Source organism: Streptomyces sp. WAC05292, assembly GCF_003949955.1.
GTDB classification, from domain to species: domain Bacteria; phylum Actinomycetota; class Actinomycetes; order Streptomycetales; family Streptomycetaceae; genus Streptomyces; species Streptomyces globosus.
This window is the reverse complement of sequence record NZ_RPSE01000005.1, coordinates 1-14,132: the sequence shown is the minus strand read 5'-3', so window position 1 is coordinate 14,132 and position 14,132 is coordinate 1. Positions and strand designations below refer to the sequence as shown.

Annotated in this window: 16 protein-coding genes; 10 read left to right on the top strand and 6 right to left on the bottom strand. The window is 77.0% G+C overall.

Annotation, left to right across the window (positions count from 1 at the left end):
- The first annotated feature begins 96 nt into the window (after positions 1-96).
- Both EF903_RS01260 and EF903_RS01255 read left to right on the top strand, forming a co-directional pair.
- A complete protein-coding gene (locus EF903_RS01260; protein ID WP_125540734.1) occupies positions 97-1,641 on the top strand; it encodes an FAD-binding oxidoreductase in 1,545 nt (514 codons plus the stop codon).
- A 24-nt stretch (positions 1,642-1,665) separates the two neighbouring features.
- Positions 1,666-2,598, top strand: a complete 933-nt coding sequence (locus EF903_RS01255) for a trypsin-like peptidase domain-containing protein (RefSeq protein ID WP_125540733.1) — start codon at positions 1,666-1,668, stop codon at positions 2,596-2,598.
- Here the strand turns inward: EF903_RS01255 and EF903_RS01250 are convergent.
- Together EF903_RS01250 and EF903_RS01245 are read right to left on the bottom strand one after the other, a co-directional pair.
- Positions 2,552-2,947 carry a hypothetical protein gene (locus EF903_RS01250; protein WP_185902488.1) on the bottom strand — a complete coding sequence of 132 codons (396 nt, stop codon included), beginning with the start codon at positions 2,945-2,947 and terminating at the stop codon, positions 2,552-2,554. The genes EF903_RS01255 and EF903_RS01250 overlap by 47 nt on opposite strands.
- Before the next feature lie 205 nt (positions 2,948-3,152).
- Positions 3,153-3,701 (bottom strand): HXXEE domain-containing protein, encoded by a 549-nt coding sequence (locus EF903_RS01245; RefSeq protein ID WP_260614693.1) that lies wholly within the window; start codon positions 3,699-3,701, stop codon positions 3,153-3,155.
- Between the two features lie 120 nt (positions 3,702-3,821).
- On the opposite strand from EF903_RS01245, the gene EF903_RS01240 reads away from it, so the two are divergent.
- The 4 genes from EF903_RS01240 to EF903_RS01225 all read left to right on the top strand — a co-directional run bounded on the left by EF903_RS01240 (position 3,822) and on the right by EF903_RS01225 (position 8,312).
- Entirely contained in the window at positions 3,822-5,228 is a 1,407-nt protein-coding gene (locus tag EF903_RS01240; protein ID WP_125540732.1) for a sensor histidine kinase, read from the top strand.
- On the top strand, positions 5,225-5,905 hold the full coding sequence (locus tag EF903_RS01235) for a response regulator transcription factor (protein ID WP_125540731.1): 681 nt from the start codon (positions 5,225-5,227) through the stop codon (positions 5,903-5,905). The genes EF903_RS01240 and EF903_RS01235 overlap by 4 nt, the downstream gene beginning before the upstream one ends.
- A gap of 140 nt (positions 5,906-6,045) precedes the next feature.
- Positions 6,046-7,095, top strand: coding sequence for an alpha/beta hydrolase (locus tag EF903_RS01230; protein WP_125540730.1), 1,050 nt, complete (start codon positions 6,046-6,048; stop codon positions 7,093-7,095).
- The gene (locus EF903_RS01225; protein ID WP_125540729.1) at positions 7,092-8,312 is read left to right on the top strand and encodes an acyltransferase; all 1,221 of its coding nucleotides are present in this window, start codon (positions 7,092-7,094) and stop codon (positions 8,310-8,312) included. Before EF903_RS01230 ends, EF903_RS01225 begins: the two co-directional genes overlap by 4 nt.
- An 88-nt stretch (positions 8,313-8,400) precedes the next feature.
- Here EF903_RS01225 and EF903_RS01220 read toward each other — a convergent pair whose 3' ends face one another.
- Positions 8,401-8,823, bottom strand: a complete 423-nt coding sequence (locus EF903_RS01220; protein ID WP_125540728.1) for a DUF350 domain-containing protein — start codon at positions 8,821-8,823, stop codon at positions 8,401-8,403.
- Between the two features lie 237 nt (positions 8,824-9,060).
- Here EF903_RS01220 and EF903_RS01215 point away from each other — a divergent pair, with 237 nt between their 5' ends.
- From EF903_RS01215 to EF903_RS01200, 4 genes are all read left to right on the top strand, one after another.
- Positions 9,061-10,944, top strand: a complete 1,884-nt coding sequence (locus tag EF903_RS01215) for an ABC transporter ATP-binding protein (RefSeq protein WP_125540727.1) — start codon at positions 9,061-9,063, stop codon at positions 10,942-10,944.
- A 116-nt stretch (positions 10,945-11,060) separates the two neighbouring features.
- Entirely contained in the window at positions 11,061-11,444 is a 384-nt protein-coding gene (locus EF903_RS01210) for a VOC family protein (protein ID WP_125540726.1), read from the top strand.
- A gap of 96 nt (positions 11,445-11,540) precedes the next feature.
- A complete protein-coding gene (locus EF903_RS01205) occupies positions 11,541-11,891 on the top strand; it encodes a hypothetical protein (protein ID WP_125540725.1) in 351 nt (116 codons plus the stop codon).
- A 32-nt stretch (positions 11,892-11,923) separates the two neighbouring features.
- Positions 11,924-12,427 (top strand): gluconokinase, encoded by a 504-nt coding sequence (locus EF903_RS01200; protein WP_125540764.1) that lies wholly within the window; start codon positions 11,924-11,926, stop codon positions 12,425-12,427.
- 19 nt (positions 12,428-12,446) lie between these two features.
- Here EF903_RS01200 and EF903_RS01195 read toward each other — a convergent pair whose 3' ends face one another.
- From EF903_RS01195 to EF903_RS01185, 3 genes are all read right to left on the bottom strand, one after another.
- Complete coding sequence (locus tag EF903_RS01195) at positions 12,447-12,680, bottom strand: hypothetical protein (protein WP_125540724.1); 234 nt, start codon at positions 12,678-12,680, stop codon at positions 12,447-12,449.
- Positions 12,677-13,528: a hypothetical protein gene (locus tag EF903_RS01190; RefSeq protein ID WP_125540723.1), complete on the bottom strand. Its 852-nt coding sequence runs from the start codon at positions 13,526-13,528 to the stop codon at positions 12,677-12,679. The genes EF903_RS01195 and EF903_RS01190 overlap by 4 nt, the downstream gene beginning before the upstream one ends.
- 49 nt (positions 13,529-13,577) lie before the next feature.
- Positions 13,578-14,132, bottom strand: a 555-nt coding sequence (locus EF903_RS01185; RefSeq protein WP_125540722.1) for a cytochrome P450, incomplete at its 5' end; no start/stop codon positions are given.

The following is a 14,132-nucleotide window of genomic DNA, read 5'->3' as shown; positions in this document are numbered from 1 at the left end:
CCCGACCGGCCGCGGCATGGGCCGTTCGGGGGGGCTGTGCGGCGGGCCCGGGGCCGCCTGCGCCGGGATCGGCGCGGGCGATGGCAGGAAGGAGGAATGGCCCTCCACCGACGCCGGCTCCTCGGCAGCGCGCCCGCCGCGGTCCTCGCGGCCGTCGCCGCGGGCCGGCCCGCGGCGGCCGGCTCCTCCCGCGGCCCGGACTGCGCGGCCCTCGCCCGCGGGCTCGACGGCCGCGTGGTCCTCCCGGGCGACCCGGACTACCCGGAGGCCCGGCAGCTCTTCCAGCCGCGCTACGACGGCATCGCCCCGGCCGCGGTCGCGTACCCGGCGCACGCCGGCGACGTCGCCGCCTGCCTGGACTTCGCCCGCCGCTCCCGCGTGCCCGTCGTCCCCCGCGGCGGCGGCCACAGCTACGCCGGGTGGTCGACCCGCGCCGGCGGGCTCGTCGTCGACCTCGGCGCCCTCGACCGGACCGCCGTCGAGGGAAGCGCCGCCGAGGGGACGGCCGTCCGCATCGGGGCCGGCGCCCGCATCGGCGACGTGAACCGCACCCTGGCCGCGCGCGGCCTGGGCATCCCGACCGGGCTGTGCCCCACCGTCGGCATCGCCGGGCTCACCCTCGGCGGCGGCCTCGGGCCCTCCTCCCGCGCCTACGGGGCCACCTGCGACCGGCTCACGGGCGCGACCGCCGACCTCCCGGACGGCCGCGTCCGGGAGGTCGGCGAAGGCGCCGACCCGGATCTGTTCTGGGCCCTGCGCGGCGGCGGGGGCGGCAACTTCGCCGTCGTCACCGAGTTCCGCTTCGCGGCCCACCCGGCCCCCGACTGCGCCCTCGCCGAGCTCCGCTGGGCGGACGGCGACAGCGCGGCGCTGCTGCACGGCTGGCAGCGCTGGCTGGCGGACCTGCCCGAACCGTTCTGGAGCCGTATCGAGTTCCTCCTCGACGGCGGCCCGCCCGCGCCGCCGGCCGTCCGCGTCCTGTGCCTGGACGGTCCCGCCGAGCTCGACCGCCGGCTGGACCGGCTCGCCGCCCTCGTCGGCCGCCCCCCGCAGGACGTCCGCACGACCGTGCGCGGATACGGGGACACCCTGCGGGAGATGTCCGGCTGCGGGCAGGACACCGCCGAGCAGTGCCGGCTGCCCGGCAGGCTGCCGGGCCGCTCCCCCGCGGGCAGGGTCGCCCGCGAGTCGTACGGGGCCCGCTCGGACTTCTGGCCCGCGGCCGGACTGCCCGCCGCCGGCATCGCCACCGTGCTGGCCGCCGTGCGGTCGTACGCGGACCGGGTGCCGCCCGGCGGTGCCGGGGTCGTGCAGTTCACCGGCGAGTGCGGCGGCGCCCTGAACCGGCCGGCGGCGGGCGCCACCGCGTTCGCCCACCGCGACAGCGCCTTCCTCGCCCAGTACCTCGCCTACTGGCCGGCCACCGCCGCCGCGGCCGAGACGGCCCGCCACCTGGCGTGGCTCGACCGCCTCTGGCAGGACCTGCGCCCCTGGGCGAGCGGGCGCGCGTACCAGAACTACCCCGACCCGGGGCTGCGGGACTGGCGCACGGCGTACTACGGGCCGAACCTCGCCCGGCTGGAGGCGGTGCGGCGCGCCCGCGACCCCGACCGGCTGTTCCGCTTCCCCCAGGCCGTCTGAACGAGGAGCACCGAGGAGTCCTGCATGCGACGAACGCTGACGGTGGCGGCGCTGGTGGCCGCCCTGCTGCTGCCCGGCGGGCCGACGCCCGTGGCCGAGGCCGGCAGCGGCCGGCCCGCCGCGACCGGCCGCTGGTCCGCCGAGGAGGCGGAACGGTTCTGGACGGCCGACCGCATGGCGTCGGCGGCCCCCGTCAACCCGGCCGGGCCGGCCGCGGCCGCCGCGGCGGCCGAACCGGGCACGGGCAAGGACTTCGACGGGATCCCGTCGGTCGGCCGCATGTTCGTCATGAAGGGAGGCGGCGCCTACTTCTGCACGGCGAGCGTGGTCTCCTCCCCCGGCCGGAACCTCGTGCTGAGCGCCGCCCACTGCCTGCTCGGCACGGACGCCCGGCAGGTGGCCTTCGTCCCCCGGTACACGGCCGAGAACCCGCAGCCGTACGGCATGTTCCCGGTGCTCCGCGACGCGCAGGGCCGGTCGAAGGTGTGGATCGACCCCCGCTACCGGAGCATGGGCGCGGACCTGGCGGCCACGCTGGACGTGGCGTTCGCGCAGGTCGGGCCGGACGCGGACGGCTTCAAAGTGGAGGACGTCGTCGGCGGCAACCGCCTGGTGACGGGCGGGCCGTTCGCGCACCCGCAGGTGACGCTGATCGGCTATCCGGCCTCCGCCGCGCGCCCCCGGCTGTGCGTGAACCGCACGACGCGCTTCACCAGCTCCGATCCGGGCATCCCCGGATCGTTCCTGCGGATCGACTGCACCGGCTACCCGGGCGGGACGAGCGGCGGCCCGTTCCTGACGCGCTTCGACAAGCGGACCGAGACCGGGGACGTGGTGGGCGTGATCGGCGGCTGGAAGACCGGCGGGGACACCGCCGACACCTCCTACAGCCCGTACTTCGGCGCGGAGGTCAGGACGTTGTACCGACAGGCGGTTGCCGGGGCAGCGTCGGGGTGACGACCCGCACCCACCGGGTCCGCCGCGGGTTGCCGACGGAGCGGGGCAGGGCCGGGGCCTGCTCCGCAATCAGCGGGTCGGCGGGCGGCAGGGCGAGCTGCCGGCGCAGGTCGGCGAGGGCGGCGTGGACGGGCGCCAGGATGACCTCCGCACGGGGGTGGGCGTGTGCCAGCGCGTGCGCGGTCGTCTCGATGGCCTCGGCGGCGTCCTCGGCCGCCGTACGGCTCCACCCGCCGGCCCCGGAGCCGCTCCAGGGCGCGACGGCGTCGTAGAGGTGGCACGCGGCATCGGCCGCGGCGTCGGCCCGCTCCCCGACACCGGGCGCCGCGGTGATCGGCAACTGCTCCATGCCGCCTCAACGAGCGTCCCCCGGTCCGGGGAACGACCGGGGGTCCCCGGATCGTCCGGCGCCGGGGCGGCGCGGCCGGGCCTCCGGTGCTCCGGCGCGGCCTCCGGAGCGATCGGCCGCAGCTGCTCCTCGCGCGGGCGGGCTCTGCCGAGTGCGCGGCTCACCGGGTGCCGGAGCCGTCCGGACGAGGGCCGGCCCTCCGTGCTCAGCGGGTGGCGCGGAGTCTGCGCAGCAGCACCCGGCCCGCGATGTTCGCGCCCGCGGCGGCGGCGCCCGCGAGCGCGAGGCCCCGCAGTGCGTCCCGGGGCCGGGTGGGCCGGAGCACTCCGGCGCGGCGCAGCCTGCCGCGGGCCCACAGGCTGAACGGGACCACGATCAGCGGCGAGGTCACCACGCCCGGCGTGTAGCCGCGGACGGCTGCGGCCTGTCCCAGGTGGACGAGGCCGTGCAGTCCGAAGCCGGTCAGCGAGGCCTGGTAGAAGGCGGACCGGCCGCCCGTGCGGTGGCCGTCGGCCGCTGCCGCGCCGACCACGAGGGCCATCACGCCGACGGCCGCCGCGAACTCGCGGCCGTCCACGGAGCCGAGGCGGTCCCAGACGCGGTCGGGCAGCAGGCCGGGGCGGCGCTCGCGCAGTACGGGCACGTGCTCGCGGGACCAGCGGCCCATCGCCACGACCTCTTCGGCGTCGTGGAGGGCCCACGCGGCGAGCAGGCCGAGCGTGACGGAGGCCGTCACCGTGTTCGATTCCTTCACGGGGTTCAGTCTGCCGGGCAGCGAGCTGGGACGGGTGGTGTTTTCGGACAACTGGCGTGTCCCCAGGGGCTGGTGCGACGCACGCGAGACGCGGGCGGCGGCGCATAGGCTGGTCGGACCATGAGTGATCGCCACGACGAGCCACGCAGCACCTCCCGCCTCTCCCGTACCTCCCGTACCCCCCGTCCCTCCCGTCGCCTCCTGCAACCCGCCGCGGTGGGCTCCGGGCCGGGCTCCGGTCCCCCGCCGCGCGGGCCGGGGCGGTTCGCGGCGGTGCTGCGTGCGCCGGCCCGCCCCGGCGAGCCGCTGTTCGCGCAGGCCCCGAAGGCGTGGCAGCGGATGCTGCCGTACGCCGTCGCCGCCGGGTTCGTCGCGTCGCTGCTGCCGGTGACGATCACCGTCCTCCTCGGCGACTACGGGCTGGACGGCGGCTGGGCGGGTGCGCTCGGCGTGGCCCAGACGGTGCCGCTGCTGCTGGCCGTGTCCCGGCCGCTGCCCGCGTGGGCGCTGGTCCTGGGCGCCGACACGGTGGGGGCGCTGGTGCTGACGGGCGCCGACCGGGTCGCGGGCCACTCCTGGCCGTGGCCGCCGATGACCGTCGTCGGCTATCTGGCGCTGATGGTGTTCCTCGGGCTGCGCGAACCGGCGCGGACCATGGTCGGGGTGTGGCTGGCGACCGGCGCCGTCGGCGTCGCGCTGGGCTTCGCGGCGCCGGACGGGGTGTCCCAGACCACCGCCCTGCTGTTCGTGTTGGCCGGGTGCCTGCTCGCGCTGGCCGGGGTGCTGCGCGGACTCGGCGACGCCCAGCGGCGGATCGCCGAGCAGGAGAGCATCAGCGAGGCGGAGCGGGCGCGGCGGACCCTGCTGGAGGAGCGGGCGCGCATCGCCCGCGAGCTGCACGACGTGGTGGCGCACCACATGTCCGTGATCACGGTGCAGGCGGAGTCGGCGCCGTACCGGCTGCCGGGCATGGCGGAGCCGGTGCGGGAGGAGTTCGCGGCGATCGCGGCCGGTGCGCGCGAGTCGCTGGGCGAGATGCGGCGGCTGCTGTCGGTGTTGCGCAGCGACGGGGCGGGCAGCGGCGGGGCGGACGGGGAGCGGGCCCCGCAGCCGGGGATCGGCCGGATCCGGCAGCTGGTGGAGGCGACGGTGCGGGCCGGGCAGCCGGTGGAGTTGTCGCTGGCGGCCGGCGCGGAGCGGGCTGCGCCGCCGGCCGTGGACCTGTCGGCGTACCGGATCGTGCAGGAGGCCCTCGCGAACGTGGTGCGGCACGCTCCGGGGGCGCGGACCCGGGTGTCGGTGACGCACGACGCCCGGCAGGTGCTCGTCGTCGTCGCCAACGGGCCGTCGGAGGGCGGCGCAGCGGCGGTGGAGGACTCGGGCGGCGGGACGGGGCACGGGCTGGTGGGGATGCGGGAGCGCGTACGGTTGACGGGAGGCACGCTGGACACCGGTCCGCTGCCCGACGGCGGCTTCCGGGTCGCCGCCCGCCTGCCCCTTGACGCGCCCACCGAGGAAGCCAGTTGACCATCCGAGTGATCATCGTCGACGACCAGGCCATGGTGCGGGCGGGGTTCGCCGCCCTGCTGTCCGCGCAGTCCGACATCGACGTGGTGGGCGAGGCCGCGGACGGGCGCCGGGGCGTCGACGTGGCCCGGGCGACGCGGCCCGACGTGGTGCTGATGGACGTGCGGATGCCGGAGCTGGACGGGCTCGGCGCGGCGCGGGAGATCCTCGATCCGCCGCCCGGGGTGGTGCACCGGCCGAAGGTGCTGATGCTGACCACCTTCGACATCGACGACTACGTGTACGAGGCCCTGCGGGCCGGGGCGTCCGGGTTCCTGCTGAAGGACGCGCCGCCCGCCGACCTGATCTCGGCGGTGCGGGTGGTGGCGGCCGGCGAGGCGCTGCTGGCGCCGTCGGTGACGCGGCGGCTCATCGCGGATTTCGTGCAGCAGCGGCCGGCGCCGCGGAAGGACCCCGCACTCCGGTTGAACGGGCTGACGCCCCGTGAGACGGAGGTGCTGGAGCTGATCGCCCGGGGCCTGTCGAACCAGGAGATCGCGGGGAGCCTGGTGGTGGCCGAGCAGACGGTGAAGACGCACATCGGGCGGGTGCTGGCCAAGCTGGACCTGCGGGACCGGGCGCAGGCGGTGGTCTTCGCGTACGAGGCGGGACTGGTGCGTCCGGGCGGCGCGCGCTGATCCCGCCGGCGGTCCCGCCGCCCCGGCGCCTCCTCCACCCCCTACCGGGGTATGACATACGGGTTGGCTCCCCGGTCTGACGTGCCCGCCGGCACCTCCTTCCTACCTTCCTCGGCACCACGAGGAAAGGGGATGGGGACATGGGCCGCTTCGCGAGGACCATGGCTGCGGCCGCACTGGCGTCGGCCGTGGTGGCGGGCAGCGCCGGCTGGGCCGCGGGCGAGGACCGGCAGGCGGTGGTCTCCGGCCCGCCGCCGGGTGCCTCCGCCTGGCGGGCCGACACGGTGTCGGGGCGTGCACTGCCGGATCCGGCGGCGGCCTCACCGCAGGAGGTGGCCCGGTTCTTCGCCGGGCTGGACGGGGCGGGACGGCAGGAGCTGCTCCGCCGCCACCCGCTGGTGCTCGGCAACCTCGACGGGGCGCCCGTAACCCTGCGGTACGAGGCGAACCGGCGGGCCGCCCTCGCGACGGGCGAGGCCCGGTGGGCGGCGTTCGCGTCGCCGCGGCGGCAGGTGCTGGCCTTCGACCCGCGCGGGCGCGGCCTGGTCGCCGAGGTGTTCGGGGATCTGGAGCGGGCACGGCACGTCGCCGTGGTGGTACCGGGTTCCGACAGCGACGCCGCCACACACGACGAGGCGGGCCGGGCCCCGTACACCGGCCCGGCCGGCATGGCCCGTTCGCTGCGGGCGGCGGCCGGGGAGGACACGGCGGTGGTGGCCTGGGTCGGGTACACCACGCCCGTCGGGGTGGGACTGGACGCGGCGACCGGCCGGCTCGCGGAGGCGGGGGCGGCGCGGCTGGTGCGGTTCGCCCGGGGACTGGACGCGGTCGGGGCGCCCGATCCGGTGCTGTTCTGCCACAGCTACGGCTCGGTGGTGTGCGGCCTGGCGGTGCGGGACACGGACGCCGCGGACGTGGTGGTCTTCGGCTCTCCCGGGCTGCGCGCCGGGTCGGCGGCGGGGCTGCGCACCGGCGCCCGCGTGTGGGCGGCGCGGGGGCCGTCCGACTGGATCGCGGACGTGCCGAACGTCCGGTTCGCCGGGCTGGGCCACGGCGCCGACCCGGTCTCTGCCGGGTTCGGTGCCCGGCGGGTGCCCGCCGGCGACGTCCGCGGCCACAGCGGCTACCTCGTCCCGGGTACGGGCACGCTGGCGGCGTTCGCCTCGATCGCGCGGGGCGGTGCCCGGTGAGCCCGGTCGCCGCGGCCGCCTTCCGGCGGGCCGCCGAGCGCATCGACCGGCGTACGCCGGCGCACCGGGACCGGGCCGTGGACGGGTTGCGGGCGCTGGCCCTGCTGGCCGTGCCCGTCGGGCACTGGCTGCTCGGCGGGTTCACCCGCGACGCGGAGGGCGGCCTGCACAACGCCAGCCCCCTGTCGGCGGTCGGTGCGCTGGCGCCGGCGAGCTGGGTGCTGCAGATGCTCGGTGTCTTCTTCCTGGTCGGCGGATACGCGTCGGTGCTGTCGTACCGCCGGCGCCCGGGCTCGGGCGGGGCGTGGCTGCGCGGACGGGCCGCCCGGCTGGGGCGGCCGGTGCTGGGGGTCGCCGCCGTGTGGGCGGTCGCCGCGCCGGTCCTCTACGCCGCCGGTGTGCCGGAGGCGACGCTGCGGACCGCGGCGACGCTCGTGGTGCAGCCGCTGTGGTTCGTCGGCGTGTACCTGGTCGTGACGGCGCTGACCCCGTACTGCGTGCGGGCCGCGCGGCGCCTCGGCGGGTGGGCGGCAGCCCCGCTGCTCGCCTCGGTGGCCGTGGTGGACTTCCTGCGGTACGGGCCGTTCGCCGCGTCGGTGCCCGGCTGGGTGGCGGTGCTGAACGTGCTGCCGGGCTGGCTGTTCGCCTACCAGCTGGGCGTCGCGTGGGGCGAGGGGCGGATCGGGCGGCGGGGCGCGAGGCTGCTGCTGGCCGGCGGGGCGGCGCTGTTCGCGGTGCTGCTGCTGGTCTTCCACTACCCGGTGTCGATGGTCGGCGTGCCGGGGGCGGCGCGGACGAACTCGCACCCGCCGTCCCTTCTCGTGCTCGCCCTGGCCGCGGCGCAGTCCGGTGCGGCGGTGCTGCTGCGGGAGCGGCTGGCGCGGCTGCTGGCCCGGCCCGCCCTCTGGGCGCCGGTGGTGGCGGTCAACCTGTGCGCCATGACGGTGCTGTGCTGGCACCAGACGGCGATGCTGGCGGCGGCCGTGCCCGGCGCGGCGTTCGCGGGCGGGGTGCCCGGGCTGACGACGGCCCCCGACGGCGTGGCCTGGATCGCGGCGCGGGCGCTGTGGCTGCCGGTGTTCGCGCTGCTGCTGGTGTTGATCGCCCGGTACGCGCGGCGGTTCGAGGAGCCGTGGACGCGGGTGTCGGCGGCGTGGCGGGCGGCCGCGGCCCTGCTGGCGGCGGGCTTCGGGGTGTTCGCGCTGGGCCTGGCCTGACGCCACCGGACCGGCGGGCGGGCCCGGACGTGCGAGAGCGCCGCTCCCCTGCCGGGGGCGGCGCTCTGCCCGTGCGGTCCGCCGGGCTTCAGGCGATGGAGGCGGCGACGATCGCGGCCACCGACAGGTTGCAGCAGGCCGTCACCCACACCGCCGGGTGCGGCTCCGGGTCGACCACTATGGCACCGAGCTTGCCGGGGGTGACCCAGTCCAGGACGACGAACGCGATCGCCATCAGGACCAGGCCGAGCAGGCCGAACGCTGCCGTGGACATCAGGCCCTTGCCGAAGTCGTCGTACGTCGTCCAGATCGAGGTGAAGACGATGCCGCCGATGCCGAGGAGCGCCGAGCTGAGCGTGATCGCCGCGTTGCGGTTGCGCTCCTCCCAGATCTGCTTCGGAAGCTTCCCGGGCGTCAGCACGTCCACCAGCACGATGCCGAGGATCAGCAGGACCAGGCCGAGCGCGCCGTAGGCGCTGGTGCGGCCGAGTCCGTCGATGATGTCGCTCATTGAGAAGCCTGTCTTCGCGGGGTCGGGGGATCGTCGGTTCCGGTGGCAGGTGCCGGAGCAGTGGCCGAATCTATCGCACGCATCCGCCGTGGACCATGGGCAGGTCGGCAGGGGTGGGGAGCGGGCCGGGCCCGACTCCGCACGGCCCCGGTCGCCGCACCTCAACGGGGCCCGGTGCAGGCCGGGTTGGTACCACGCGTCGACCTCAAGTCAGATCGAGGTCCTAGCGTTCGAGGCATGGACATGGAAGTCACCGCCTGGACCTCGATGCACGGCATGGTCAACGCCCGGCAGGAGCGCCGCCGGATCTCTCGGGCGAGCCTGCGCCGCATCGCCGCCTTCGCCCGCCCGCACCGCCGCAGGCTCGGCCTGTTCCTCGCCCTCAGCAGCGTGACCGCCCTGCTGGCGGTGGCCTCCCCGATCCTCGCCGGCAGGGTCGTCAGCGCCGTCGTCGACGGCCGGGAAGCCTCCACCGTGGTCCGGGCGGCCCTGCTCATCGCCGTCGCCGCCGTCGCCGAGGCCGGGCTCGGGCTGCTCGCCCGGAGGCTGTCGGCCTCGCTCGGCGAAGGCCTGATCCTCGACCTGCGCACCGCCGTCTTCGACCACGTGCAGCGCATGCCGGTCGCGTTCTTCACCCGGACCCGGACGGGCGCGCTCGTCAGCCGCCTCGGCAACGACGTGATCGGCGCGCAGCGGGCGTTCAGCAACACCCTCTCCGGGGTCGTCGGCAACACCGTCACCCTGCTGCTGGCCCTGGCCGTCATGCTGGGCATCTCCTGGCGGATCACCCTGCTGGCGCTGCTCCTGCTGCCCGTGTTCGTCGTGCCGGCGCGCCGGATGGGGACGCGGATGGCGGCGATGCAGCGCGAGGCGGCCGCGCTGAACGCCGCCATGAACACGCAGATGACGGAGCGTTTCTCCGCCCCGGGCGCCACCCTCGTCAAACTGTTCGGGAGGCCCGCCGACGAGTCCGCGGAGTTCGCGGCCCGGGCCGGCCGGGTCCGCGACATCGGCATCCGCACCGCGATGGCCCAGTCGGTGTTCGTCACCGCGCTCACGCTGGTCTCGGCGCTGGCCCTCGCCCTCGTGTACGGGCTCGGCGGCTACCACGCCCTGCGCGGCAGCCTCGACGCCGGAAGCGTCGTCGCCCTCGCGCTGCTCCTGACCCGGCTGTACGCCCCGCTGACCGCGCTGGCCGGGGCGCGCGTCGAGGTGATGAGCGCCCTCGTCAGCTTCGAGCGGGTCTTCGAGATCCTCGACCTCGAACCGCTCATCGCGCAGAAGCCGGACGCCGTGGCAGTCCCGGACGGGCCCGTCTCCGTCGAGTTCGACCGGGTCTCCTTCGGCTACCCCTCCGCCGACAAGGTCTCCCTCGCCTCCCTGGAGGAGGTCGCGGCGCTCGACAGCCGCGGCGGCACCCGGGTGCTGCACGAGGTGTCCTTCCGTGCCGAACCCGGCCGCATGGTCGCCCTCGTCGGCTCCTCCGGGGCCGGCAAGTCGACCATCGCCCAGCTCCTGCCGCGGCTGTACGACGCCGACGAGGGCGCCGTACGCATCGGCGGCACCGACGTCCGGGACCTGACGGCCGAGTCGATCCGGGACACGGTCGGCATGGTGACGCAGGACGGCCACCTCTTCCACGAGTCCGTCCGGTCGAACCTGCTGCTGGCCCGGCCGGACGCGACCGAGGAGGAGGTGTGGGAGGCCCTGCGCCGCTCCCGGCTAGACGACCTGGTCGCCGCGCTCCCGGACGGCCTGGACACGATCGTCGGGGAGCGCGGGTACCGGCTGTCGGGCGGCGAGCGGCAGCGGCTGACGATCGCCCGCCTGCTGCTGGCCCGGCAGCGGGTGGTCATCCTCGACGAGGCCACCGCGCACCTGGACTCCACCTCGGAGGCCGCCGTGCAGGACGCCCTCGCCGAGGCGCTGTCCGGGCGGACCGCCGTCGTCATCGCGCACCGGCTCTCGACGGTTCAGGCGGCGGACCTGATCCTGGTCGTCGAGGACGGCCGGATCCTGGAGCGCGGCACGCACGCCGAACTGCTCGCGGAAGGCGGGCGGTACGAGGAGCTGTACCGGACCCAGTTCGCGGCGGGCGAGGGCGCCCCGGCCGCCGTGTGACCGGCGGCGCGGCCGCGGGCCCCCCGGCCCCCCCGGCCGGCCCGCCGCCGGGCGGCGGGCCGGCCGGCGGCGCATGATGCCGCAAGGACCCCGATCCCCCACGCATGGAGTGAGCGATGGACATCAAGCTGGAACTGGTCGCCGTCCCCGTCACCGACGTCGACCGGGCGAAGGCCTTCTACGAGCAGGTCGGCTTCCACGCCGACCACGACGTCACGGTCAGCGACGACATCCGGTTCGTGCAGCTGACCCCGCCCGGGTCGGCCTGCTCGATCGCGGTGGGGCGGGGCCTCACCCACATGGCCCCGGGGTCGCTCGACAACCTGCAGGTCGTCGTCAAGGACATCGAGGAGGCCCACGCCGACCTCAGGGGACGCGGGGTGGAGACGACCGGCATCCAGGACCTGCCCTGGGGGTCGTTCGTCTACTTCAGCGACCCGGACGGCAACCGCTGGTCCGTCCAGCAGACCACCCCGCGCAACGCCGCGGCGCAGGGGTGAGCGCCTGACACGGCGCGCGCCTTCGGGGCGCCGGCCCTCCGGCAGGGCCGGCGCCCCGACTCCTCCGGCGGAGCACGGCGCCGTACGCTCGGGCGCGTGCACACCACCCTGACGGAACATGCCCGCTGCCTCTTCCGGGACGAGTACCGGGCGGCACCGCCGTGCGACCGCGGGCACGATGAGGCCCACTTCCTCGAGGAGCTGACGTTCGCGGACGCCGAGGCGATCCCGGACATGCCGAGGCAGCTCTCCCCGCACCTGGTCGACGGGTACCTGCCCGTGCGGATCCGCAACCTCGCGTACCGGCTCGTCCTCCTCCGGAGGCCGGACGAGCCGGCGCTGATGCGGGAGGCGGCGGACAGCCTCCACCTGCACGGACCCGACCGGGACGACCTCGCCGCCGGCCTCCGGCAACGGGCCGGCGCCCTGGACGCGGCCGCCCGGTGAGCACGGCGGGCGGTGGGCGCGTCGTGGTCGTCATGGGCGTGGCCGGTACCGGGAAGACGACCGTGGGGGGGCTCCTCGCGGAGGCGCTCGGCGTCCCGTTCGCGGAGGGCGACGACCACCACCCGCCGGTGAACGTCGCGAAGATGACCGCCGGGATCCCGCTGGACGACGAGGACCGCCGGCCGTGGCTCGACGCCATCGCCGCCCGGCTGCGCGAGCGGCCCCCCGGCACCGGCGCCGTGGTGTCCTGCTCGGCGCTCAGGCGCGCCTACCGCGACCGGCTGCGTGCGGCCGTTCCCGAGGCCGTCTTCGTGCACCTCGCCGGCGACCGCCGGCTGATCCGGGACCGGATGGCGGCGCGCACCGGGCACTTCATGCCCGCCGCCCTGCTGGACTCGCAGTTCGCGGCGCTGGAGCCGCTCGGTCCGGACGAGCCCGGTGCCGTCGTCGACGTCTCCGGCACCCCCGAGGAGACGGCGGCCCGTGCTCTGGCGGCGCTCGCCGCCGCGTGGAGCGACCGCTTCCGGTCCTCCTGAACTCCCTGGGCGGCAGCCTTCAGCGGTCCTGGAGCCGTGCCGCGGCCAGGGCCAGCCCGTCCGCCGCGGTGGAGCAGCGCTCGGCGAGGGCCGCGACCTCGGCGCGGAACGGCGCCGCGGGCGGCCCCTGCCGCTCCAGCTCCCCGGCGGCGGCCCGCAGCCGGTCCGCGTGCGCGCGCAGCGCCTCGCAGTGGGCGCGCAGGCCGTCGGCGGGGTCCGGTGCGGCCGCCCGGAGCCGGGGCGCGGCCGTCACCTGGCCCGCCAGGGCTGGACGAGGAGCAGGCCGCCGGTGCCGATGAGGCCGAGGGTGTGCACGCAGCCGCGGTGGCCCGACCTGGGGGCCGCGGCTGCGCCGGCCGGGGTGCGGCGGCGCCGCGCCCTCCCCCGCCGGGGGCCGTTCGCGCGCCCGCCGCCGCGGTCGAAGAAGGCGCGTACGGCGGCCCCGAGCCCCTGGAGCGGTTCGGCGGTCACCGCGCGCCCGGTCGCGACCTGCCAGCCGGCGTGGTCGTTGAACGGGTTCGCGTCCGTCAGCGCGTTCCACGCGAACAGGTCGGCGAACGAGGGTGTCAGCAGCGCGAATGCCCGCTCCGCGCCCTGCTCCCGCATGACGCGGCGGAAGCCCCGCACGGCGGCCGCCTGCCGGTCCTCGTCCACGGCGCGCAGGATGGCCGCCCCGTCCGGGTCGGCGAGCAGTCCGGCGCGGTCCAGTCCGGCGGCGCGGATGCGGGCCTTCAATCCGCAGACCGCGAGGCTGACGGCGAGGCTCTCCCGGCCGGTGAGGACGCCCGCGAGCCAGCCGGCCCGGGCGACGCCGCGGCCGCGCGGGGCCCATCCCAGGCCGGCGGGGTCGGTGAGGGTGCGCAGCAGGGCGCGGCGGGCGCGCCGGCTCCGGCGGTGTCCGCCGGGCCTGCGGGGGCCGGCGCCGGCGGTGCGGGGCCTGCCGGGCCGGCGGGCGGGGAAGCGGGGCCGCAGGGCGAGTTCGGTGGCGAAGCGGGCGGCCTCGGCGACGGCGTCGGCGGCCTCGGCGAGTTCGCGGCACACGGCGCCCAGCAGCTCGGCGTCCGGTGCGGTGGACGCGGAGGAGGTCACGGCGTCGGACATGGGATCCTCGCGGGGAGTCGGTGGCGGGGAGGGCGTCGCCGGCGGTGCGTCAGCGACGGGTGAGGGTGAGCCGGATGCCGCGCGGGTCGAGGACCGCGGGCAGCGGCCCGTGCGGGTCGAGGACCGGCCGGATGCCGGTGATGCGGCTGCGGCGCAGCACCTCGGCGCACAGTGCGGTGGTGATCAGCAGGCCCAGGCGTTCGCCGGGGCAGCGGCCGGACCCGTGGCCGAAGGGGGCCATCCGGAGGTCCTCCTCCGCCCCGGGCGTCTTCCACCGTCCGGGGACGAAGACGTGGGCGGCGGGGACGTGTTCCGCGTCGCGCTGGTGGAAGTGGGCGGGGAGCAGGACGCGCGTCCCGGCCGGGTGGTGCACGCCCCGCCACACGGTCTCGGTGCGGGTGGTGCGGACGAGGTCGGGGACCGCCGGGTAGAGGCGCAGCGCCTCCCGTACGCAGGCCCGGAGCCGGGCCGGTGCGTGCGGGTCCGGGCGGGCGGCGGCCTCGGCGGCGGCGGCCGCCTGCTCCGCGGGGTGGGCGCCGAGCAGGAGCAGGGTGCGCAGCACGGTCGCGGGAACGCTGTCGAGGACGGGTGCCCAGGGGTGGGC